This window comes from Candidatus Nitrospira nitrosa, assembly GCF_001458735.1.
GTDB lineage: Bacteria > Nitrospirota > Nitrospiria > Nitrospirales > Nitrospiraceae > Nitrospira_D > Nitrospira_D nitrosa.
Genome location: NZ_CZQA01000008.1, coordinates 301,374 through 323,748, shown reverse-complemented (window position 1 = coordinate 323,748; position 22,375 = coordinate 301,374). Strand labels below are relative to the sequence as shown.

18 protein-coding genes are annotated in these 22,375 nt (G+C 54.2%); 15 read left to right on the top strand and 3 right to left on the bottom strand.

The features are described 5' to 3' along the window. The first annotated feature begins 4 nt into the window (after positions 1–4). From COMA1_RS10300 to COMA1_RS10230, 15 genes are all read left to right on the top strand, one after another. Positions 5–1,921 (top strand): cytochrome ubiquinol oxidase subunit I, encoded by a 1,917-nt coding sequence (locus COMA1_RS10300; RefSeq protein WP_090747894.1) that lies wholly within the window; start codon positions 5–7, stop codon positions 1,919–1,921. Positions 1,922–2,004: 83 nt separating this feature from the next. Next, complete coding sequence (locus COMA1_RS10295) at positions 2,005–3,309, top strand: c-type cytochrome (protein ID WP_090747891.1); 1,305 nt, start codon at positions 2,005–2,007, stop codon at positions 3,307–3,309. A 42-nt stretch (positions 3,310–3,351) separates the two neighbouring features. Then, entirely contained in the window at positions 3,352–4,389 is a 1,038-nt protein-coding gene (locus COMA1_RS10290; protein WP_090747888.1) for a c-type cytochrome, read from the top strand. Positions 4,390–4,444: 55 nt separating this feature from the next. Next, positions 4,445–6,217, top strand: a complete 1,773-nt coding sequence (locus COMA1_RS10285) for a c-type cytochrome (protein ID WP_090747885.1) — start codon at positions 4,445–4,447, stop codon at positions 6,215–6,217. 88 nt (positions 6,218–6,305) lie between these two features. Continuing rightward, positions 6,306–6,920: a molybdenum cofactor guanylyltransferase gene (gene mobA, locus COMA1_RS10280; protein WP_090747881.1), complete on the top strand. Its 615-nt coding sequence runs from the start codon at positions 6,306–6,308 to the stop codon at positions 6,918–6,920. A 19-nt stretch (positions 6,921–6,939) separates the two neighbouring features. Further along, the gene (locus tag COMA1_RS10275) at positions 6,940–7,926 is read left to right on the top strand and encodes a glycosyltransferase family 9 protein (protein ID WP_176697987.1); all 987 of its coding nucleotides are present in this window, start codon (positions 6,940–6,942) and stop codon (positions 7,924–7,926) included. Between the two features lie 113 nt (positions 7,927–8,039). Continuing rightward, positions 8,040–9,764 (top strand): arginine--tRNA ligase, encoded by a 1,725-nt coding sequence (gene argS, locus COMA1_RS10270; RefSeq protein ID WP_090747873.1) that lies wholly within the window; start codon positions 8,040–8,042, stop codon positions 9,762–9,764. A gap of 18 nt (positions 9,765–9,782) precedes the next feature. Beyond that, positions 9,783–10,961 (top strand): tRNA guanosine(34) transglycosylase Tgt, encoded by a 1,179-nt coding sequence (gene tgt, locus COMA1_RS10265; RefSeq protein ID WP_090747870.1) that lies wholly within the window; start codon positions 9,783–9,785, stop codon positions 10,959–10,961. A gap of 15 nt (positions 10,962–10,976) precedes the next feature. After that, positions 10,977–11,318, top strand: a complete 342-nt coding sequence (yajC, locus tag COMA1_RS10260) for a preprotein translocase subunit YajC (protein WP_245630993.1) — start codon at positions 10,977–10,979, stop codon at positions 11,316–11,318. A 39-nt stretch (positions 11,319–11,357) separates the two neighbouring features. Beyond that, complete coding sequence (secD, locus tag COMA1_RS10255) at positions 11,358–12,995, top strand: protein translocase subunit SecD (protein ID WP_090747867.1); 1,638 nt, start codon at positions 11,358–11,360, stop codon at positions 12,993–12,995. A 62-nt stretch (positions 12,996–13,057) separates the two neighbouring features. Continuing rightward, positions 13,058–13,975 (top strand): protein translocase subunit SecF, encoded by a 918-nt coding sequence (gene secF / locus COMA1_RS10250; protein ID WP_090748860.1) that lies wholly within the window; start codon positions 13,058–13,060, stop codon positions 13,973–13,975. A 146-nt stretch (positions 13,976–14,121) separates the two neighbouring features. Beyond that, positions 14,122–17,301 carry a PAS domain S-box protein gene (locus COMA1_RS10245; protein WP_090747864.1) on the top strand — a complete coding sequence of 1,060 codons (3,180 nt, stop codon included), beginning with the start codon at positions 14,122–14,124 and terminating at the stop codon, positions 17,299–17,301. Further along, the gene (locus COMA1_RS10240; protein WP_090747861.1) at positions 17,298–18,743 is read left to right on the top strand and encodes a sigma-54-dependent transcriptional regulator; all 1,446 of its coding nucleotides are present in this window, start codon (positions 17,298–17,300) and stop codon (positions 18,741–18,743) included. The genes COMA1_RS10245 and COMA1_RS10240 overlap by 4 nt, the downstream gene beginning before the upstream one ends. Before the next feature lie 98 nt (positions 18,744–18,841). Continuing rightward, positions 18,842–19,249: a hypothetical protein gene (locus COMA1_RS10235; protein ID WP_090748858.1), complete on the top strand. Its 408-nt coding sequence runs from the start codon at positions 18,842–18,844 to the stop codon at positions 19,247–19,249. 282 nt (positions 19,250–19,531) lie between these two features. Next, positions 19,532–20,503 carry an aldo/keto reductase gene (locus COMA1_RS10230; protein ID WP_090747858.1) on the top strand — a complete coding sequence of 324 codons (972 nt, stop codon included), beginning with the start codon at positions 19,532–19,534 and terminating at the stop codon, positions 20,501–20,503. A 71-nt stretch (positions 20,504–20,574) separates the two neighbouring features. Here COMA1_RS10230 and COMA1_RS10225 read toward each other — a convergent pair whose 3' ends face one another. The 3 genes from COMA1_RS10225 to COMA1_RS10215 all read right to left on the bottom strand — a co-directional run bounded on the left by COMA1_RS10225 (position 20,575) and on the right by COMA1_RS10215 (position 22,291). Continuing rightward, positions 20,575–20,991, bottom strand: a complete 417-nt coding sequence (locus COMA1_RS10225; protein WP_090747855.1) for a hypothetical protein — start codon at positions 20,989–20,991, stop codon at positions 20,575–20,577. Between the two features lie 51 nt (positions 20,992–21,042). Next, the gene (locus COMA1_RS10220; RefSeq protein WP_090747852.1) at positions 21,043–21,300 is read right to left on the bottom strand and encodes a hypothetical protein; all 258 of its coding nucleotides are present in this window, start codon (positions 21,298–21,300) and stop codon (positions 21,043–21,045) included. Positions 21,301–21,400: 100 nt separating this feature from the next. Continuing rightward, positions 21,401–22,291: a thiamine pyrophosphate-dependent enzyme gene (locus COMA1_RS10215; protein ID WP_090747850.1), complete on the bottom strand. Its 891-nt coding sequence runs from the start codon at positions 22,289–22,291 to the stop codon at positions 21,401–21,403. Positions 22,292–22,375: the final 84 nt, after the last annotated feature.

Below are 22,375 nucleotides of genomic sequence, written 5' to 3'. Positions count from 1 at the left end.
TTCCATGGGCCTTTTAGCCGGCAAGCGCGTATTTTCGATTGTGGCGCTCTGCATGATGGTCGGCCTCCTTCTGCTTCCGGTCGTCGTGGCGTTGCCTTCACTGGCTATCGGTGAAGAGACTCGTTCGGGCGATGCGGCAAAGAAGGATGGAGATAAGGTCGAAAAGGGTCGGGATGTCTATTATAAGACAGAAGGAATCGTGTCTGGTGCTCCCGCTCCTAAGACGACGGATGGTGTTAAGGACTATCCGAGATATAACTTTGAAAGTCGAGTCTTGCTCTGGTTTGCGAACCAGCAGCACCTCTACTACGGCAGCTTCGTGCTGGCCGTTCCGATTTTTTGCATGATCATCGAGTTTATGGGGGTTGTCACGAAGGATAAAGCGCTCGCGAAGCGCTATGATCAATTGGCTTATGATTTCATTAAGATCAGTCTTACTGCCTACTCTCTTACTGCTATTCTAGGAGGTATTCTGATCTTTACCTTCTTGACTCTGTATCCATCCTTCTTCTCATATCTGTCGGGTATCTTCCGCCCTGTCATGCACATCTATGCATTGATGTTTGTGGCGGAGAGTGGGACTCTCTACATCTACTACTATGGATGGGACAAGATGCGAGAGGGTTTCTTGAAGTGGATCCATTTGAGCATGTCGGTGGTTTTGAACGTGATAGGAACATTGCTCATGTTCCTTGCAAATTCTTGGATCGGTTTCATGATGTCGCCTGCCGGCGTTGATGAGCAGGGGCGGTACCTTGGGAATATTTGGCATGTGATTCATACCGCACTGTGGAATCCGCTTAATCTGCACCGAATCCTGGGTAATATGGCGTTTGGTGGCGGCGTGGTTGCGGCCTATGCTGCGTATAAGTTTTTGGCTTCCAAAACGGATGAGGATCGAGCCCACTATGATTGGATGGGCTATATCGCTATGGCTTTGGGTGTGGCGTTTCTGATCCCATTGCCATTTGCCGGATATTGGCTCATGCGCGAGGTCTATGCCTATCGTCAGCAAATGGGTATCACCTTGATGGGTGGTTTGCTTGCTTGGTTGTTCATTATTCAAGCCACCATGATCGGTATTCTGTTTTTGTGCACAAATTACTATCTCTGGCAGGCCATGGGGCGTATGCGTGGTGCAGAGAAGTATCAGCGATATATTAAGTACCTGGTCTTTCTGCTTGCCTGTGGCTATATGGTCTTCATTACTCCGCATACCATGGTGATGACTCCAGCGGAGTTAAAAGCCATGGGAGGTCAGCAGCACCCAGTGTTGGGTAACTATGGGGTTATGTCTGCGAAAAACGGAGGCATTAACGTCATTATTACAACCACGGTGTTGAGCTTCGTCTGGTATATGCGAGGCAATAAAGTCTCAACTGTATCTTGGGCGAAGTTCGGTAACATCTTTATGGGTGTGTTCTTCGGCTGCGCCTATTTCAATATTATATTCCTTGCGGTGTACGGATATTATATCCCGGCAAACGTTCGTGTGGGTCTGTCTGTTCCTCAAGTAGCGACAACCTTGTCTTGTCTCTTCTTCATGTTTGCATTGAATAGCGTCATGATGAGAGGTGCTAAGCAAATGGGGGCGATCGAGTGGGGTAAGATTTCCGCTCGATCCCAATACGCCCTTATTATGTTGGCGACAGCATTTACCTGGATGATGGCACTGATGGGCTATATTCGCTCATCCGTCAGACTCTTTTGGCATGTCAATGAAATCATGAGAGACAATTCTCCTTGGGCTTATACCCATACGGTAGGATTTGCCGCCAATATGATTTCAGCGAATGTGTTGTTCTTTTGGATTACAATTCTATTTGTTTTTTGGCTGGGTAGCTTAACGGCGAAGAAAGTTCCTGTGGAATCTAAGGCGGGAATACCTGGTAGTGTTCCGCAGCCGGCTACCAGTCATTAATCTGTGTCTTCTTTGATAGTCGGCTCAACGGATCGAGTGGGGATATGTCCCCACTTGAGTTGTAGCTGTAGGAGGTCACGACCTTGGGTAACTTGATTGCAGAAGCACTGTCGATGGGTTGGATGGCTTTGGCCATCATTGCGGGTCTGCTTGTTTACTTTCAAGTAAGCATCAGCGACCCGGCTGCGAAGAAGCGCGCAGTCTTTAAGACGTTCATTGGGATGGTATCCTGCTTTCTTCTCTTTATGGCGATCGCCAATTACAAAACTAACTTCTATGGCGAAAGCCGGTTGCTACCTGTCTCCTTAGTGATGATCACGGTGACAACCTTCATTATGGCGTTGTACTTCACCAACCTGAGCGCCCTACTGAAGATCGGTGGCATGATGTTCTTCGTAGCTGCGTTCCTTTCTGGCTATGGAAATTGGCTTCCTCAGGTGGAAGGTGGTTTTCCGCCGGTAGAGGAGAAGGTGACGTGGGAAACCATGACCACTCAGCAGCTGGCTGACAAGGGTGAGGAAATTATCTTTGGTGGCGTCGGAAAGAATAAGGAGCAAGGTGCGATCGGTAAAGGGCAATGTCCACTTTGCCATGCTTTCCACGCTGGTATGCTCGGTGAGAGAGCGCCAAACTTGTTGGGTCTACCAACTCGCAAAGAGCGCTTAGAGGATCCTAAGTATTCCAAGGGTAACCCATCAAAGCGTGAATATTCAGTTAAGGAAGCTTTCCCTGGTTCAGGCACCGCAGAGACTGTGCAGGAATACATTGCAGAATCTCATGCCTGTCCTAGTTGCTATGTCGTTGCTGGTTATGGGGTGAAAGGTACGAATGATAAAGAAAGCCCGATGCCCTCGATTCATAAGCCGCCGATATCGCTCAGTCTCGCAGAGCTTGCGGCAGTTGATACTTGGATGTACGCCCGGGAGGGAGTTGAGCCTCCATCATTCGATGACATCGTGAAGTCGTATGAGAAGTTTGTTCCTGAAGCCGACCGTCCAAAGCAGGCGGATGATAAGCCTGCAGGAGCCACCTCACTGCTGGCGGATGGATCAGAGCCTGTCGATCAAATTTTCGCTAAAGCTCAGTGTGTCTCTTGCCATACGATCCCTGGTATTCCTGGAGCCATGGGGACCATCGGTCCGAAGCTTGAGGAAGGGACCACTGCAGCACAGCGCATAAAGGATCCAACGTACAAGGGCACCGCAAAATCACCGGCGGAATATATTATGGAGTCCATCGTTGATCCAAGCGCGTACGTTGTTAAACCATTCCCAGATAAAACAATGCCGGCCATTTTCGGTCAGAAATTGAGCGCTGGGGCATTGAAGAAAATCGTTGACTACTTATCGCAAGTGAAAACCGGAGCGCCGCCACCAAAGATTTCCTAGGACCCGGTTGTTTGTCATGCGGAGAGTAAAGGGAGTTTGCCGATGAAAGCATTGATGTCTCTCGGAGCCTTGATTGGAGTAGCGGGGCTGCTTCTTTTGGGTGGGATGATCTTTGACGTTGTTCCATCCAATACTGTGCGATTAGTCGAAGGGTATATGCCGATCCAGCTGCTGCTCGAAGTGGCATGCTTTGTGATCGGTTTTACTGGGCTGAGCTACATGATGAGTGCAATGGGGATGGCTCTCCCGAGGTTCTGGCAAGGGATTGGATTCTGGGTCTTCTTGATGATGTATTTGAAGTTCCGGGTGTATCCTCCGATCCCTTTCAGCGTACGTGCGATGTACGGAACGGTGGGTCTTGTCACGGTGTTCATGTGGGTGTCTGCTAATGAAGAGGACTGGAATAAGTTTAAGCAGCCCATTATGAATGTGCTTGATGCACAGACCGGAATGAATAGGCTCCTGAGGTACGTATACCTTGTGTTTATTCCAATCCTTGTGGGTGGATTTTCTTTCAATGCCATGATGCCGAAGTCTGAAGAGCCTATTGAGCTTCGGACGGTTCACCCGGCGCCTCCTGCCAGCACGAAGGTTCATGGGAAGACGTATACGCTGCAAACGTCGCAGAACCCTTACCGAGTTAATCCGGAAGGGAAGTACGATCAAGAATTCTCCAATGCCAATATTGTGGAACAGGGAATGGGGCGTTTGATGAAACCAAATGCCAACCCCTGGGATGAGAAGAACCAAGGTTATCTGAAATACGTGAGAGAAGGCGGAGAGATTTTCTTTCAAAATTGCCATTTCTGCCATGGTGACAACCTGAATGGGAGAGGGCTGCACGCCTTTGCCTTCAATCCAATTCCTGCAAACTTTACCGATCCGGGCACGATTGCGCAGTTGCAAGAGACATTTATCTTCTGGCGCGTTTCGAAGGGCGGTATCGGATTGCCCAACGAAGGATTCCCGTGGGCTTCAGTCATGCCGCCATGGGAACAACACTTGACCGTGGATGAAATTTGGAAAGTCGTTTTGTTTGAATATTGGCACACCGGCTACTATCCACGGACTTGGGATTAGTCGCCATATCTCTGAGAATGCCAAACCAAACATAATGAAGATTATGAGGCCAAACATGATGGACAGTATGACTCAGAAGGCCGGGATCATCGCGGCTGCAGCCTTCGGAGTGGTTTTAGTATCGAGTGCTGGATATTCGTCGGTTTCAGCGCAAGGGCTGCCCGAGGGATTTAAGAAGGGTGATTTGGCTCCTGAACCCTCTGCAGAAATGATTGAAGCAGGGAAGCGAGTCTATTTCACCAAGTGCGTGTGGTGCCATGGGGTTGATGGAGCAGGTGACGGGCCTGGTGCTGATCGTCTCTGGCCTCGTCCACGTAACTTCAATCAAGGAACGTTTAAGATCCGGCATACGGCCAGCGGCGAATTGCCGTTGTTTGACGCCAAAAAGCCGATTCCAGGTCAGAACGATTTGTTCGAAACGGTCACGCACGGTCTTCCTGGCTCTGCGATGCCCCCGTGGGAAGGTATCTTAAGCGAAGAACAGCGTCAGCAAGTTCTTTCTTTTGTGACGACGCAGCTCGTCAAGGATAGAAAATTCAACGATAAGCAGTCAGAGAGCCAGACCGTACTCCAATTGGCTGATTTGAAGCCGAAACCTGCCACCGACGAAAGTAAGAAGCGTGGTGGTGAGTTAATCGTCGAAAAAAAATGTGTTGAATGTCATGGTATGGAAGGTCGGGGCGATGGGAATGCCTTCAATCTAAAGGATGACTGGGGCTTTTCCATTCAGCCGGCTAACTGGCACAAGTGTTGGAACTTCAGAGGGAGTAGGCAAGATCCATACAATGTAAGTAATATCTTCCGAACTTTCTCTACCGGAGTCAATGGTACTCCAATGCCATCCTTCGCGGATAACACCAGCGTGGACGAGCGTTGGGATATTGCTAACTTTGTGAACTCTCTTTGTGAGAGAGATCCATTGGGTAACCCATTACCAATCGATCCCTTGACTGATAAGCCGAAAATTAATTTCGTCATTCCATCGGATATGGTGGAAGGGGAAATCCCAACCGATCTTGAGCATGAGGCATGGAAAAAGGCTCCAAAGCGATACGTGGCAATGGGGGGACAGATTACCCACAAGCCAAGGAACTTTGTAAATCGGCTGGATGATATTTGGGTGAGATCGCTCTACAACGATAAACACATTGTCTATCTGATTGAGTGGGATGATCGAACGAAGAGTGTGGCCGAAGGGAAACTACCTTGGGCTCCAACACAAGTTAATATCGATATCAAAGAACAGGATCCTAAGACTGGTGAAGAAGGGTCCATCGCGGCTCAGCAAAATAACTACGCGGTCTATAATGACGCCATTGCCATTGAAACCGCCGTCAAGTGGAAGGAACTTCCAGCTCCGATTAAGCCACGCTACTTGTTCGGTACGAACGAGCAGTTCCCCGTGGATATCGTGAAGTGGGAAGCAGATGGATCTCTTCGTGCCTTCAAAGGGACTGGCTGGGACAAGGATTTTGAAGAGCGTGACAATTACGAAGAGGCCATGAAGCTGCTAAAGGCGGAATGGAAGAATGGTCGGTGGTACGTCATGATGCAGCGGCCGGTAGGAAATAAGAAGGACCAGGATTACGATGAGGATACCTTCTTTGAAGTGGGCCAATACATCCCGACCGTCTTTTTTGCCTGGGATGGTCATAATGGTGATGCAGGACGGAAGATGGCTGTGTCGGCCTTCTACTACACCTTTATGAATCCGCCGGTCCCACAGGAGACGTACATTTATCCGGTCGTCATCGCGGTCGGTGTGGTTCTCTTGGAGGGATGGGTGTTGACCCGCCGTTCAAATAGGAAAAAGGGAAAGACCTTATAGTTTTTCCTTGAACTGCGAGTAGGTGTTATTCTGTGAAAGGGGGTGGGGATAACCCACCCCCTTTTTTATTTTAGATTGTGATGGTTTCATGATCTCCGATGTCACCGGGGTGCTTTTGGCGGGTGGAAAGAGTCGGCGAATGGGTACCGATAAACGTTTCCTTACCGTGGGGGAGCGGCCCTTGCTGGAGAGAAGCTGCACTGTTCTTTCTCAGATTTTTGAACGTGTGTGTATCGTCATCGCCCAGGATAGTCCGCCCCTCGAGGCTCAGATCCCGGTCTTGCGTGATCTCATCCCATCTTCCGGAAGTCTAGGAGGCATGTATACCGGTCTACAGCAAGCCACAACGCCCTATATCTTTCTCGCCGCCTGCGACATGCCCTTTATCCATGAGGGCCTCGTCCAGTATATGGTCGGCCAAAAAGACGACGTGGATATTGTTCTCGCCGATTGGAATGGTCGACCTCAGCCGACTCATGCGGTTTACAACCAAAACTGTCAGGCGGTGGTGGAGGAACTTATTCGAAGCGGCGACCTAAAACTACAGCGGCTGCTTGCCAACCCGTCGCTTCGTGTTCGTCTGGTCACGGAGGATGAGGTTCGCGAAATTGATCCCGACGGGCGCTCGTTTCTGAATGTCAATACACCGTCTGACCTTGTTCGAGCTCGCGCTCTCTGCGGTGAGCTCATGGATGATCGATAGGGTGCCCCTCGGACCACGCATGACACGATCGCTCGTCATTGTGCATCCAGGTTCCTTGGGAGATGTTCTGCTGGCAGTACCCGCTATCCGCCGACTTGGAGCTCGGGACAACGGGCGAGAGATTCTACTGGTGGCTCAGGAGTCGATCGGTCGATTGCTCATTGCCTGTGGCATCATCAATGACTGGATGTCGTGGGATGGACCAGCTGTGACTGGGCTTTTTTCAAGCGGCGTTCCACTGCCCTGTAAACTCAAGGGGTGGTTGAATCGATGTGATATGGCAGTTGCTTGGATGGATGACAAGCAAGACGCCCTTCGTGCCACTTTCGAAGAATTCGCGGTCGCAGAAGTACGGATTCAGTCCCCATTCTCTCCCGTCTTGCACACGAGGCATCAGAGCCATCGTTTTCTTGAAACGGTGGAGGAGCCACCCGATGATGGATCCTTGGAGAGGTTCATTCAGGTCCCACCAAACCTTGTCGAAGAAGGCACCGCCTGTCTTGAGCGTATCGGGATTCCGAGAGGACGGCCATTTGTGCTGGTGCATCCTGGAAGCGGCAGCGCGCATAAGTGTCTTCATCCAATCGCCATTGCGGATATTATTCAGCGGCTTGTTCAAAATGGCCTGTTCCCGGTTATCGTCGAGGGACCGGCTGATCAGCCTGCGGTTGAGCGCGTCTTACAGGTCATCAACTCAAGACCCCTCATCCTTCAAAATCTTGCTCTCCCCACGCTTGCTGGTGTTCTCGTGCGAGCCCAATTCTTGCTCGGTCATGACTCAGGTGTGACCCATCTGGCCGCTCTCCTCGGCGTGCGTACGGTTGCCGTCTTTGGGCCAACCGATCCAGCGAGATGGGGACCGCTTGGGGATCATGTGACGATTGTACGAGGGCCATCCTGTCGCTGCCCATCATGGGATGATGCGCGAGCATGTCACGAGAAGCCGTGCTTAGCTGTGCCGACAGATCAGATTTTCACGTCGCTCAAAGCCGCTGGATTAACGTAGTTTTCGTCGGAACCCCTCGGAATTCAAAGTAAACCGCCTTGTCTCCGGCTATCTCATAATGCTAGAGTGCTCCGTTGATTTCCGTTTGGTTGTCACGGCTGAGGAGAATTGTATTGTCGCCAGGTATCGTGCAAGAAAAGGTAACATCGGCCCTGCTCACTGCGCTCAATGAGGCAAAACAAAAAGGGCAGCTCCGGACGCCGGTTTGGCCGACGCTGAGCCTGGACGCGCCTAAGCGGCCAGAATGGGGAGACCTGGCCTCAACCGTGGCGATGTCATTGGCGGCTTCTGAGCAGAAGGCGCCACATGACGTTGCGCAGATCATTGTCGACAACCTTGTTGGGCGAGACCAACTGTTTGATCGTGTGGAAATCGTCAGGCCTGGGTTTTTAAATCTCACGGTCAAGCCAACGCTTTGGCAGGAAGTTATCCTGGAAATCGCGGCCCAGGGCCGGTCCTATGGTCGGACAGATGTTGGGAACGGCCGTCGAGTGTTGGTGGAATATGTGAGCGCCAATCCAACTGGTCCATTGCATGTTGGACATGGCCGAGGGGCTGCGGTCGGACAAGCCGTCGGGCGGCTGTTGCAGGCCATCGGATATGATGCTGCGAGCGAGTACTATATCAACGATGCCGGACGGCAGATGAAACTGTTGGGTGCGTCGGTGTACGCACGATACCTCGAATTGTCAGGTCGACCCGTCACGTTTCCGGAGGATGGGTATCACGGGGCCTACGTTACGGCAGTGGCGCAAAAAATAAAGGGCCAACTTGATGGGGTCGCTGGCGAGCTGAGTTCGGAGGACCTCCAGACTCGTTGCCGAGCGCTTGCGTACCAAGAACTGCTGGGGCACATTCGCGAAGACCTCAAGGCCTTTGGCATCGAGTTCGACGCATGGTTCAGCGAAGCCTCTCTCCTGGAGTCGCAGGCGGTGGAACGAGCCTGCGATGAATTGAAGGCCCGGGATCTCTTGTTCCAGGAAGAAGGGGCTTGGTGGTTTCGGTCATCGACGTACGGAGATGAGAAGGATCGCGTCGTTAAAAAGCAGGACGGGGAATATACCTACTTGGCCTCTGATATCGCCTATCATCACGACAAACTGCGGCGTGGCTATGATCTGCTGATTGATGTCTGGGGGGCCGACCACCACGGCTACATCCCCCGGATGCAAGCTGCGGTGCAGGCGTATGGCCATCCGAAAGAGCGACTGCACGTCGTGTTGGTGCAGTTAGTGAAGCTGCTCCGGGATGGCATTGAAGTGAAGATGTCCAAGCGGACAGGCGATTTCATCACCATGCGGGAAGTGATTGATGAGGTTGGGGCTGACGCGGCGAAGTTTTACTTTCTCATGCGGGATTCCAAGACCCACTTGGAGTTTGATTTGGAGTTGGCCAAGCAGCGTTCCAGCGACAACCCAGTGTACTACGTGCAGTACGCCCATGCGAGAATTTCCAGCCTGTGGCGTGTCGCCTCTGAGCGGGGAATTGCCCGTCCATCCGCGAGAGACGTGGATCTCACGGTGCTCACGGATCCGGACGAGTTGGGTTTGATCAAGAAGTTAGCTGCGTATCCGGAGGTGATTCAGACGAGTGCCTTGGCATTTGAACCGCATCGGGTGACCTATTACTTGCAGCAGTTGGCAGCGCTCCTGCATACCTTTTATAACAAGCACCGGATTCTCCCTCCCGCCGGGGAGCCTGACACGAATGAGTCGGTAGCGGCTGAGGTGCTCACACCCAGCCGTACTGCAGCGCGGCTGGTCTTGATGGGAGCAGTTCAGCAGGTGATTCACAGTGGGCTCGACGTATTAGGTCTTTCAGCTCCTGAACAGATGTAGCCATCACCTTCCACGTACATGATGCAGTACCACATTCACCAACGTGACTCACATAGCAAAGGTCGCATCGGCCGCTTGACGACAGGCCATGGCACGATCGAGACACCGGCGTTCATGCCGGTAGGATCCCTGGGTCCGGTGAAGGGACTTGAACCTCAGGATCTTCAGGAGTTAGGGTTTGGCTTGATGCTCAACAATGCGTACCACCTGTACCTGCGTCCTGGGCACAAGATTGTCGCAGATATGGGCGGACTGCATGCCTTTACCGGTTGGTCCGGGGCCATCCTCACGGATAGTGGAGGATTTCAGATCTTCAGTTTGGCAAAATTGTGCGCGATCACTGATGATGGTGTCACGTTCCAATCGCATATCGATGGTTCGACGCACGTCATCACCCCGGAGAAGGCGATCGAGATTGAGGAAGCCTTAGGGGCCGACATCATGATGGTGCTTGATCAGTGTGTGGCGCTTCCGGCCGGCCGGGAGGTTGTGCAGGAGGGAGTACGTCGGACCAGGCTCTGGGCGGAGCGCTGTCAAGCCGCTCGTCGTCGGACGGACCAGGCGTTGTTCGGGATCGTTCAGGGTGGATTGGAGGCTGACCTACGCGTCCTATCGGCTCGAGACTTGGTGACCTTAGGGTTCGAGGGCTACGCCATCGGTGGATTGTCCGTTGGTGAAAGCAAGGCGGACATGTATCGGATGCTTGATGTCACGGTTCCAGAGTTGCCGGAGTCGAAACCTCGGTATCTCATGGGTGTGGGACTTCCTGAAGACTTAGTCGAGGGCGTGGCTCGAGGAGTTGATCTCTTTGACTGTGTCGTTCCGTCACGCCACGGGAGAACGGGGTCACTCTTTACCACATCAGGGCGGGTTGTAATTAAGCAGGCGAAATATGCGGGTGATGAACGGCCGATCGATTCCGATTGTGGGTGCCCGGTGTGCGCCCGGTATTCCCGGGCATATCTGCATCACCTGTTCATGGTCAAGGAGATGTTGGGGGCTCGGCTCAACACGATCCACAACCTTTGGTATTTCGCCGAGCTGATGCGTGGTATTCGGGAGGCCGTGCGGGAAAACAAGTTTCCAGCGTTTCGCGAGGCCTTTTATCATCACCGTGATCGACAGGCCGCGGGAGAACGTTCTGGGGAAGGTGAGCCGAACACTCACCAGGAATGCGAAAACAGTTATCAGACATAGAAGGGAAGATGTGCGATGTTGATGGAATCACTGGCATGGGCGGAGGGAACGGGTGGAGGCGGTGCAGCAGCGGGTGGCGGGGCAGGAGGGATTCTGTCGTTGGTCCCCTTTCTGCTCATCTTTGTGATTTTTTATTTTCTTCTTATTCGGCCGCAGCAACAGAAGCAAAAGCAGCAACAGACGTTGTTGGACGCCATTAAAAAGGGCGACAAGGTGATCACCACCTCAGGTATTTGGGGAACCGTCACCAATCTTGGGAAAGATACTGTTACCTTGCAAATTGCGGACAATACCAAGATCAAGATGCAGCGGGAGAATGTTTCTCGACTGCGAACGGAAGACGAGGATAAGGAGTAGAGTCGCATCGGTCAAACAGGATAAGGGGTTGGGGGCCAGATGAAAAAAGTAGGTGGGCGCTTATGGTTGTTGACACTGGTGTTGGTGGGATCGTTTGTCTCATTTCTTCCCTCCTACCCGCCGCTCTATCAAGCCATGCCGAGCTGGTTGAAGACGGTGCTGCCGAATAAGGGCATTACCCTTGGGTTGGATCTGCAGGGCGGCATTCATATGGTATTGGAAGTGGACGAGGATCGCGCCGTGGAAATCGCCGTGGATCGATCGGTCACGGCGTTGCAAGATCTTGTGACGGAGAAGAAGATCGCCGTCGACTCGGTGAAGCGCGTCGGCCATGAACAGATTACGGTCCAGATTCAGAATGCGGATGCCAAATCTCCGACTCAAAAGCTGATCGACAACTTCCCGAGTTTCGTCGAGAACGAATCGGCGGAATCCGCGGCAACCGTCGTGTGGGTGTTGCGTGAGGCGGAGACCAAGCGAATCAAGGACTCCGCAATCAATCAAGCGTTGGAAACCATTCGAAACCGAATCGATCAATTCGGGGTGGCGGAGCCGATCGTGCAGCGGCAGGGATTGAAGCAGATCGTCGTCCAGCTTCCAGGTGTCAAGGACCCAAAGCGTGCCAAGGATTTGATCAAAGAAACGGCGTTGCTCGAATTCAAAATGTTGGATGAAGACATCCGGCTGGATTTGCCCGGGCATGTTTCGAAGGATAAAGAGGCTGAGGTGCTGCAGCAGTTTGAGAGTAAACTGCCCGAAGGCGATCAGATCTTGTTCGAGCGGGTAGTCGACAAGGACACGGGGGTCGAGTTTCGCGCTCCCTACGTGGTCAGGAAGCGCGTAATGTTGACCGGTGATGTTCTGAGCGACGCGCGGGTCGCCATCGGCCAATTCAACGATCCGTACGTGTCGATCACCTTCGATTCCAAGGGTGGGCAAGAGTTCGAGCGCATCACTGCGGAACATGTCAAAAAGCGCATGGCCGTGGTGTTGGATAACACGATTTATTCCGCGCCGGTCATCCAAGAACGGATTGCCGGAGGACGAGCGCAAATTACAGGGACGTTCACCACGCAGGAGGCCAACGATCTGGCCATCGTGCTGAGGGCCGGTGCCCTCCCGGCACCGCTGAAGATCGTTCAAGATTTGACGGTGGGCCCATCGCTGGGGCAGGACTCTATCGACAAGGGAGTCAGGGCGACCTTGATCGCTGGGGTCATGGTCGTCGTGTTCATGATTGTGTATTACCGGCTGTCCGGGCTCATTGCAGATTTCGCCTTAGCCTTGAATCTCATCTGTCTGATGGGGGCGTTGTCGGCCTTAACGGCGACATTGACCCTCCCTGGGATCGCCGGCATCGTGTTGACGATCGGGATGGGGGTCGACTCGAATGTCTTGATCTTTGAGCGTATTCGAGAAGAGCTTCGAAGTGGGAAGGCGGTGCGGTCGGCCATCGATGCCGGGTACGACAAGGCCTTGCTCACCATTATCGACTCACACGTCACGACCTTGATTACAGGGGTGGCGTTGTTTCTCTTTGGGACCGGACCGATCAAGGGATTCGCCGTGACGCTGTGCTTAGGCATCGCGATCAATCTCTTTACGGCATTGGTCGGGACGAAAGTGATTTTTGATCTCTTGTATCAGAAGCAGAAGGTTGAAGCGCTGAGCATTTAACCATGACGCCATCGGTACTGACTGTCCAAGGTGAAGCTCAGGGCTATCAAAAGGGAGCGCGCATGTTAGAGATTCTAGGGAAAACCAACTTTGATTTCATGGGTAAGCGCCGGTTCGCCTTTCTCTTTTCGGGCATCATGGTGCTGCTTGGGCTGATCGCGCTCGTGCAGATTGCGCGAGGCGCGGCCAATCTGGGGATCGACTTCGCCGGAGGAACCGCGGTTCAACTGAAGTTCGACCAGCCGGTTCGGATCGACGAAGCGCGGAAGGTGCTGGAGACCAACGGTCTCAGTGAGACGGAGTTACAGGAATTCGGGCAGGACAATAAGTTGCTGATCCGAGTCAAGGCGTCCACGACGATTGAGGAAAAAGTGGCGGAACGTGTGGTGGCCATCTTCTCTAAGGAGTTCCCCAATAATAAGTTCGTGGTCGACTCCACCACCGAGATCGGCCCGACCATCGGCAAGAAACTTCAGGAAGATGCGCTCGTGGCCGTCGTCATTTCGTTTGTGGGCATTATTCTGTACATTGCGGCCCGATTCGAACTGCGTTTCGGAGTCGCGGCGGCGCTGGCGACCTTTCACGATGTGTTGGCCGTCGTCGGGGTCTTTTACATCTTGGACAAAGAAATCACACTCCTGATCGTCACGGCACTCTTGACGCTGGCAGGGTATTCGCTGACCGACACAGTGGTCGTTTTCGATCGAATCAGAGAAAATCTGAAGCAGCGGCGCCGTGAGAGTGAGGAAGCGACGATCAACAGCGCGGTCAACCAGGTCTTGAGCAGGACCATCGTGACGAGCTTGACGGTTGTGCTCGTCCTCATTCCCTTGACCTTGGCAGGAGGAGAAGTTCTCCATGATTTTTCATTGGCCCTGCTAGGGGGTGTGGTTTTTGGGACCTATTCATCGGTATTTGTGGCCAGCCCTCTCTTATTGTTGTGGCCCGGAACGCAGGGCCGACTCTTGAAACGCAATTGATCGAGTGGTGCGGTAGCGCCATGTCCCTCATTCGCGTCCTGCGTCGTGTCCATGGTGAACCGTGGAGGGGCACGAGCTTCTGAGCCGACGCCTGCCGCAACAACGTTTTTCGTGAGAGGCGCCGTACGGCTTCTCCTGGTGTCATCATGGCGATCTGGAGCCGGTCATATAGTCTCCAGCAGAAAATCATCGGCGCGATTGTCCTGGTCGGCCTCCTCCCACTTGCCCTCCTGCTTATCCTGATCTATGCGGAAGAACGACGAGTGCTGCGTGAGACGACGGGGGCGGATTTCAAGGAAGTTGCCGTCGAAGCCGCTCGCCTGGTCGAGATGCAGATCACCCGAGGGATGAGCGAAGCCCAGCAGCTTGCGACCATGCCCTTTGTCCGCACAGCCGTCTCCGAGGCGAATCGGACGTACGAAGGCAAGGACGCGCACAGTATCTCGGAAATCATCAAGGGGTGGCAGCAGCGATGGGGACAGCGGGCTAAACGAAGTGAGTTTCCGCTGTTCGTCAACCGGATCGTGACCAACTATTTGATTCAGTGGCACGAGATTCGAAAGTCCGACTATATCGGCATCTTGGTGACGGACGGGCAGGGTGCATTGGTCGTCAGCTCGATTCCGCAAGTGGACTACTCCTACGCCAAGACGGCCTGGTGGCAAGCAATCGTCAAGCACAGCGGCCGACGACCCTATGTGAGTGACATCACCTTCGACCCTGCGTTTGGTACGCATGTGGTGGCTGTCGCAACTCCGATTCTGGATGATCGCCGTCAGGCGGTGATCGGAGCCGTTACCATTCTGTTACGACGCGATACGCTCTTCCAATCGATCGCGGAGAAGTCGTTCGGTGCGACCGGACATGCCATGCTGGTGGCCACAGATGGGGGAGTCGTGATTTGCCCGATCCTCGCACCGGAAGCCCATTCGATCGATACCGAGTCCCTTGAAGCCGTCGCTACCGGGAAACCAGGGTGGATCATCGCGCCTGACGATTGGCACGGCAACAAGGATGCGCTGATTGGGATGGCACCGGTGCGGTTTACCGATCTCATTGAACCGGGAAGTCTTGGTGGAAAGCGTTGGATGACGATTGTGCGTCAGGATCCAGCGGAAACATTCGCTCCGCTGGGAGAATTAATCGCGAAAGTTCTCGTGTTTGGCGTCGCGGTGTCACTGGGGCTCGGCGGAATCGGAGTCTTTGTCGCTCGTCGGATTGCGAAACCTGTTCGTGTGTTGCACGACGGCGTTCAGCAGATCGGAAGCGGCCGTTTGGACCAGCGGGTGGAGCTGAGGACCGGCGATGAAATCGAAGGGCTTGCGCGGGCGTTCAATCAGATGGCGACCAATCTTCAATTGTCTTTTGGCCAATTGGAACAGCGGATCGCTGAGATCAGGCAACTGGAGGAGAAATATCGGGACCTGATCGAGCATGCACCGGAAATGATTTGCCAGCTGGATCGAGGCGGACGGCTCGTGCATGTCAACAAGACAGGGCTCGACAAGCTCGGGTATAGCCGTCAAGAGATGTTGAGCATGAAATTGTGGGAACTGGTGCCTCAAGGACAGGAAGGCCGGGTGTTGCACTACCTCGAACAGCTGGTGTGCCGGGGGCAGAGTTCGATCGAGACGGTGTTATTGACGAAAAGCGGTCGACGGATCGACGTCGAAATTCATGCCACGGCGCTGTTCGATCATGAGCGGGGTGGGTTGGTGCACTCTCGCGCCTTTGTGCGTGATGTGACGGAACGGCGCCGATTGGAGCAGGAGCTGCAGCGGTATACCGTGGGGTTGGAACAGGTTGTGTCGGAGCGTACCAGGCAGTTAACGGCTTCCCAAGCTCGCTACAAGGCGCTCTTCGATGTGGTGGCGGATTCCGTGTTTATGGTCGACGTGACGGGAGAGATCGTCGCTGTAAATGAACGGGAGTCCCAGGTCTTAGGGTATGCGGAATCGGAGATTGTCGGGAAGCCGATTCGCGATGTCTTGCTCCCGGACTATCATGGGGTATTCGAAGGCTGGCTGGCTGATGTCAGTACGGAGCGGGGGCAGGTGACGACCCAAGAGATTGCCGTGTGCCATGCCGATCGCCATGAGGTTCCCGTGGAAATGGACCTGATTCGAGTCGGCGGAACCGACCCGCTTCTCGTCATGGTGCAACTGCGAGACATTACCGTTCGGAAGAAGCTCGAGCGCCAGCTTCAATCGTATCGGGAGGACCTCGAGCTGAAAGTCAGCGAGCGAACGCGGGAAATCGAAGAGACAAAACAATACCTGGAGAATCTTCTTGAGAACGCCAATGATGTCATCTATACGCTCGATCTGAATCAACAGTTCACCTATGTCAACAGCAAGGTCAATGCCTGGGGGTATCGCAAGGATGATCTGATAGGCCGTCCCTATCTCTTGCTTCTGTCACGGCGTCATCGTGGGCGCCGGCTGAAGAGCACGTTGGATATCGGTGCCAAACAGGTCTACGAGGTCGAAATTGTGACTCGTTTGGGTGAGCTACGCACCGTGATGGTCAGTGTCTCACCGTTGCATGGGGTGGATGGTCATATCTTGGGAGTGCTCGGTATCGCGCGAGATATGACGGAGACCAAGAAGCTGGAACGGCAGATTCAAAATGCCGAAAAACTGGCATCGGTCGGGAAACTCGCAGCCGGCGTGGCGCATGAGATCAACAATCCGCTGGGTGGGATCCTGAACTGTCTCTATAACCTCCGAAAAGGGACACCCTCTCCGGCACGTCAGGAGGAATACTGGGCGTCGATGGAGCATGGTGTCCGACGGGTTCAAAAAATCGTTCGCCAATTGCTTGATTTTTCGCAACAGCATGAGCCGGAATTCAGCCAGGCCGATATCAACCGAATCGTCGATCAGGTGCTGACGCTGACGACTCATCTGTTCGCTCCCAGTCACATTCGATTGGAGATCATACAGGGACAGGGCCTTCCGCCGGTCATGGTCGACCGGCACATGATCGAACAGGTGCTGATGAATTTGATCCTCAATGCCGTGCAAGCAATGAAAAACGGCGGCGTACTGACCATGCGAACTTCCGTGTCGGAAGGCGTGTGTCGTGTGGATGTGCAAGACTCCGGGGCCGGCATTCCGGCTTCGGTCCTCCCACATATCTTCGACCCTTTCTTCACGACCAAGGGCGAAGGAGAGGGAACAGGGCTGGGTCTCTCGGTGAGCCTCGGTATCGTCGAGCGACATGGAGGGAGAATTTCGGTGGAGAGCGAAGTTGGGACGGGCAGTACGTTCACCCTGTATTTACCTATCTTGCGCGATCGCACGTTGGTGGAGAAGGACGCATGAAAGGCTTGGCGGTTTTGCTGGTCGATGATGAACCGCTGATGCGCCTGTCGATGCTGGATGCGTTGGAAGCGGTCGGCTGCGACGTGCAGGCCGTGGCGACGGGTTTGGAAGGGATCGAGGCCATCGACAAACGGACCTTTGATCTCGTCATCACCGATCTCCGGTTGCCGGGAGCCGATGGGCTGACGGTACTCAAGACAGCCAAAGAGAAGGCCGCTCAAACGGAAGTGCTCATGATTACCGCTCATGGGTCCGTGGAAACGGCCGTCGGCGCCATGAAGTTGGGAGCCTTTGATTACATCACGAAACCGTTTCAGATGGATGAATTGCTGCTCATCATCGAGCGGATCGGCGGGATCATCGCCTTACGGCGAGAAAATCAAGACCTCAAACATCAGCTCGAAGACAAGTTTTGCTTCCACGGTATCTTGGGGGCCAACAGCCAGATGCGGGCGGTTTTGGACAAGATCAAGATGGTGGCAGAAACCGATTCCACGGTCCTCATTATCGGAGAAAGCGGCACAGGGAAAGAACTGGTGGCCAATGCCCTCCATCAGAACAGCCTGCGCAAGGGATCGCCATTGATTAAGGTCAGCTGCGCGGCCTTGCCCGAGACGCTGTTGGAGGCGGAGCTCTTTGGGCATGAGAAAGGCGCATTTACCGGCGCCTTACGCCAGCGACGTGGGCGGTTTGAAATGGCCAACCGGGGGACGCTCTTCCTTGATGAAATCGGAGAAATCTCTCCTGTCGTCCAAGTGAAACTCTTGCGTGTGTTGCAAGAACGAGTCTTTGAGCGGGTCGGCAGTAATGAGCCGATTGAGGTCGATGTCCGGCTTGTCTGTGCCACGCAAAAAGATCTGCGCAAGGAAGTCGCGCAGGGCCGGTTTCGGGAAGATCTTTTTTATCGACTCAACGTCGTGCCGATCCTCGTGCCACCGCTTCGTCAACGGCAAGAAGACATCATGGTGATTGCCCAACATGTATTGGAAACCGGTTCGCTGAAACTCAATAAACAGCTGCGGCGATTTTCCCAACCGGCACGAGAGTTGTTGCTGCGGTATTCGTATCCGGGGAACGTCCGAGAGTTGCAGAATCTCGTGGAGCGGGCCGTCGCCTTGAGCCGAGACCAGACGACGGTTCAACCGAACGACCTCTGTGGATTTCAGTCCTGCCCCTATGCTGGAGGAAGTACGCAGGAGGCCTGCGGGTTCTGTCACGAAGGGTTGAGCAGCGAGAAGAGAAAGCAGGCGGGCTCCCTGACCTCGTTGGCCACGGCTCGAGAGGGATTTGAGAAAGACTATATCCTGTCTGTTTTGGAGCGAGTCGACGGGAGCCGCACGACCGCCTCGAAGATTTTGGGGTTGTCCCGAAAGGCTTTGTGGGAAAAGTGTAAGCGCTATGGGATCCCATCGGCGTACAGCGAAGGAGACGATGAGGCCTGATGATGGGTCTCCTGCAGGTTGGGCGCCTTCTGACGCAAGGCAGCGGACAAAAAAGAGAGTCATTGTGTGAGTCACTCATTCATGAAGGGAGTAGCGTGATGAATGTTCGATCTCAGGCCATTGTGATTGTCTTAGGAGGGCTTCTGTTCTCGGGTATTGCCGTAGCGGCGGAACCGGCGGACGTTGAGAAATTCGTCAACTCCCGCATTGAGATCGGCGAGATGATGACGAACTATTTTCAGGGCGGAGCGGGGTATGGGGACGGACAGCGGCCGTCTCCCGAGCAGATGAACAAGATGCGCGACGAGATCAACACGAAACTGACCGCGGTACTGGCTAAGCATGATCTGACGCTCGACGAATATCGGAAACGGAGCCCTGAAGTCTTTGCGGATGATGCGGCGGTCAAGCAGTACCTGAGCGAGCATCCAGACCTGAAACAGCGCTACGAGGCGCTCCCGCTTGACCGAATGGGGCGTGGGGGAAGTACGGGACGTGGGTATTAGCAGGATGTTGAAAAAGTCCGCCAGCTTTGTTCTCGCATCGCTTAGAGGCTCAACGTACGGCTCATAGTACGCTTCGCCTCTGCGCTCGCTGCGGCCGCGCTGGACGGCCTTTTTGAACATCCTGTCGGCTGTTCCGGTACTGCCTGTTGCAGTTTGGTGCTGTGATGCCAGAAAGGATTTCAATAGCTGGCCAGAGTTGGTGGGAGTTTTTTATGGTGAGTGAGTTTCCATTCTCCCGAGTGAGTCCTCTCTCTAGCTGCTCCTGAAGAAGATCGGTTGCTTATGGAATACTGCCATCTCGGTCGCTCAGGGCTTAAAGTCAGTCGACTCTGTCTCGGGACGATGAATTTCGGGCCCCAGACGAGTGAGCAGGACAGCTTCGCCATCATGGATCGAGCGTTAGATCTCGGCATCAACTTTTTTGACACCGCCAACGTATATGGCTGGAAACTCGGCGAAGGCTGGACCGAGCAGATCGTCGGTCGGTGGTTCGCCCAGGGCGGAGGTCGCCGAGAGAAAGTGGTGTTGGCCACAAAAGTATTCGGCCGGATGGGGGAGTGGCCGAACCAGTCTCGCCTTTCCGCCCGCCATATCAAGCAAGCGTGTGAAGCGAGTCTGCGCCGGCTTCAAACCGACTGGATTGATCTGTACCAGATGCACCACGTCGATCGGGAGACACCGTGGGACGAAATCTGGCAGGCGATGGAACAGTTGGTCCGAGAAGGCAAGGTGATCTATGTCGGCAGCAGTAACTTCGCTGGGTGGCATTTGGCTCAGGCGCAGGAAGCGGCGCGTCACCGAAGTTTTCTGGGCTTGGTGTCAGAGCAGAGTTTGTACAACCTCAATGAGCGCACGATTGAGTTGGAAGTCATCCCTGCTTGTGAAGCCTATGGCATCGGTCTGATCCCCTGGAGTCCGCTGGGGCGGGGGCTCTTAGCCGGAGTGCTGCAACCAGCCAATAGCGGGCGCCGCGCGGATGAAGATCTGAAGAAAGAGATCGCGAAGTCGCGTACCAAATTGGAAGCCTATGAAGCACTGTGTGCTGGAATTGGCGAGCGTCCGGCGGATGTCGCCTTGGCATGGCTGCTCCATCAAAAGGCCGTCACAGCACCAATCATTGGGCCACGCACCATGGAGCAACTCGATGGCGCGATGCGGGCGCTGACTCTCACGCTGAGTCAGGAAACCATGAAGCAGCTGGACGACCTGTTCCCTGGTCCGGGTGGGGCCGCACCGGAGGCCTATGCATGGTAAGGGCGGATCAATGACAATCAGATGAGGAGCTCATGAGGCTCAAACAGCTTTTGCCTTGTATTGCCGTCCTGTCAGTGCGACGTCGTGTCTATGGCATCGTCGTCGGGACTGTCCTCGGGTGGTTGAGGATAGAGTGTCGAGAGTCGTTCAATAAGGGGTTTTGCTTCTGGCGTGCTGGTGCGGGTTGGGTCGCTTGCTGCATGGTCCCAAGCTAAGGTTCGGATTCCTGCCTCGCTCAGTCCCGCGCGTATCGTTTCGATCATTGCCTCGACTGTGAGCTCGGTCCAGGGACGGAGGTCCAAGACCCGATCCTCCAGCCTGCGGGGCGGAGGGGTTTCGTGAATGAGCGCCCAGCAGCGATTAAATATGGTGGCGCGGAGCGTTTCCGGAATATTGAGCACCGTCAGACGAGAGGTGCAGAGTGCTGTGACTAGCAGCACGAACTGAAGGTCCTGCATTTCTGGGCGATGGATATCAAGTGTTTGCATGATCGGTCGCTTTCTCTTTCAGGCGGAGGAAAGGCCCGGAGTGATGATGCCTCAGTCACCGCTGGTTGCGCGTGAACCGTCGGCATAGATGTCAAAGAACGCGTCGATGCTGTGGAGTAACTGCGCCTTGATTTCATCCGCCGTGCCGTTCACCACGTGCAGCGTCATGTTCCCCATCGATCCATTGGGCAGGCGAACGGGTACGCGAGGATGGATGCGCTCGCTGGCTGTGCCTTGGTCCAGTCGTAAGCCATAACTCAGTGCATAGCGAGGCTTCGGAATCGGGTTATTTGGTGGAATGTTCATCATGAACGCTCTCCTCTCAAATCCACAACCGGGCGTCTCGGTTGAGGGGTGGAAGATTCGAGCACGCCGTAAGGGCCTTCTCCGGAATCTTCCACCCCTCTGATCACGCGTTCGTGATGGCCGCCACCGGCTTCTGGGCGAACTCTTTGTACCCGTATCGCTCGGCTAAATAGGCCTTGGCATCCTCGCTCACATACTCGGCAAACTTGTACCGGTCGTCTTCAACGGTCTTGGCGTCGGCCATCACCTGGTCGGTCGGGATCGCATACTCGATATTGCAGGACGTGTAGGCTTGGATATAGGTCGGACCGACCTCGCGAGCGATCAGCACGGCCTTCTTGATGCAACTTTCCACTCGGCGCGGATTATTCGGCACGACGGTGGCGATGTAGGCACAGCCGGCGATTTTCGCCATGGCAACCATGTCCATTTTTTCGAACTTCTTGCCGAGCGGGGCCATCTTGAGCACGGCGCCTTTCGTCGTCATGCCGCTTTCTTGTCCGCCCGTGTTCCCGTAGACTTCGTTGTCCAGCATGATGGTCGTGAAGCGCTCCTTCCTGAACCAGGAGTGGAGGACTTGCTGGAATCCGATGTCGGCGGTTCCGCCGTCACCGGCCATGACGACGACATCCTTGGGCTTGTCGCCGAAACGAACTCGCAATCCGCGTGACAGTCCACTCGCCACGCCATTCTGGTCTCCATAGTTGCCGTACACGAACGGAATGGCCGCTTGGGAAATCGCCAGCCGACCGCAGCCCGCCGTCCCAACGGTAATCGTGTCTTCGGGATTTGGGAACGCGACGATGGCGAGCCTGATGAACAGGGTCATCGCGCAGCCGGCGCACATGGGATGCTCTTCGAGGATTTCTTTGAAGCTCCCCATCTGCGACACGGTCGTCTTTTTTCCGAAGGGCCCGTGCTCCACCATGTCCCGATATTCTTTCGGCATGAAGGATTCGAATCCGGGGCTGAACTTTACATAATCGAGACTCATGAGGTACCTCGCTTTCGCTGTTGTCCGCCGTTGCGGCGGTGATGGTTACATTGCTTACTTAGTCAACTGTCTACCTGCTGGTCT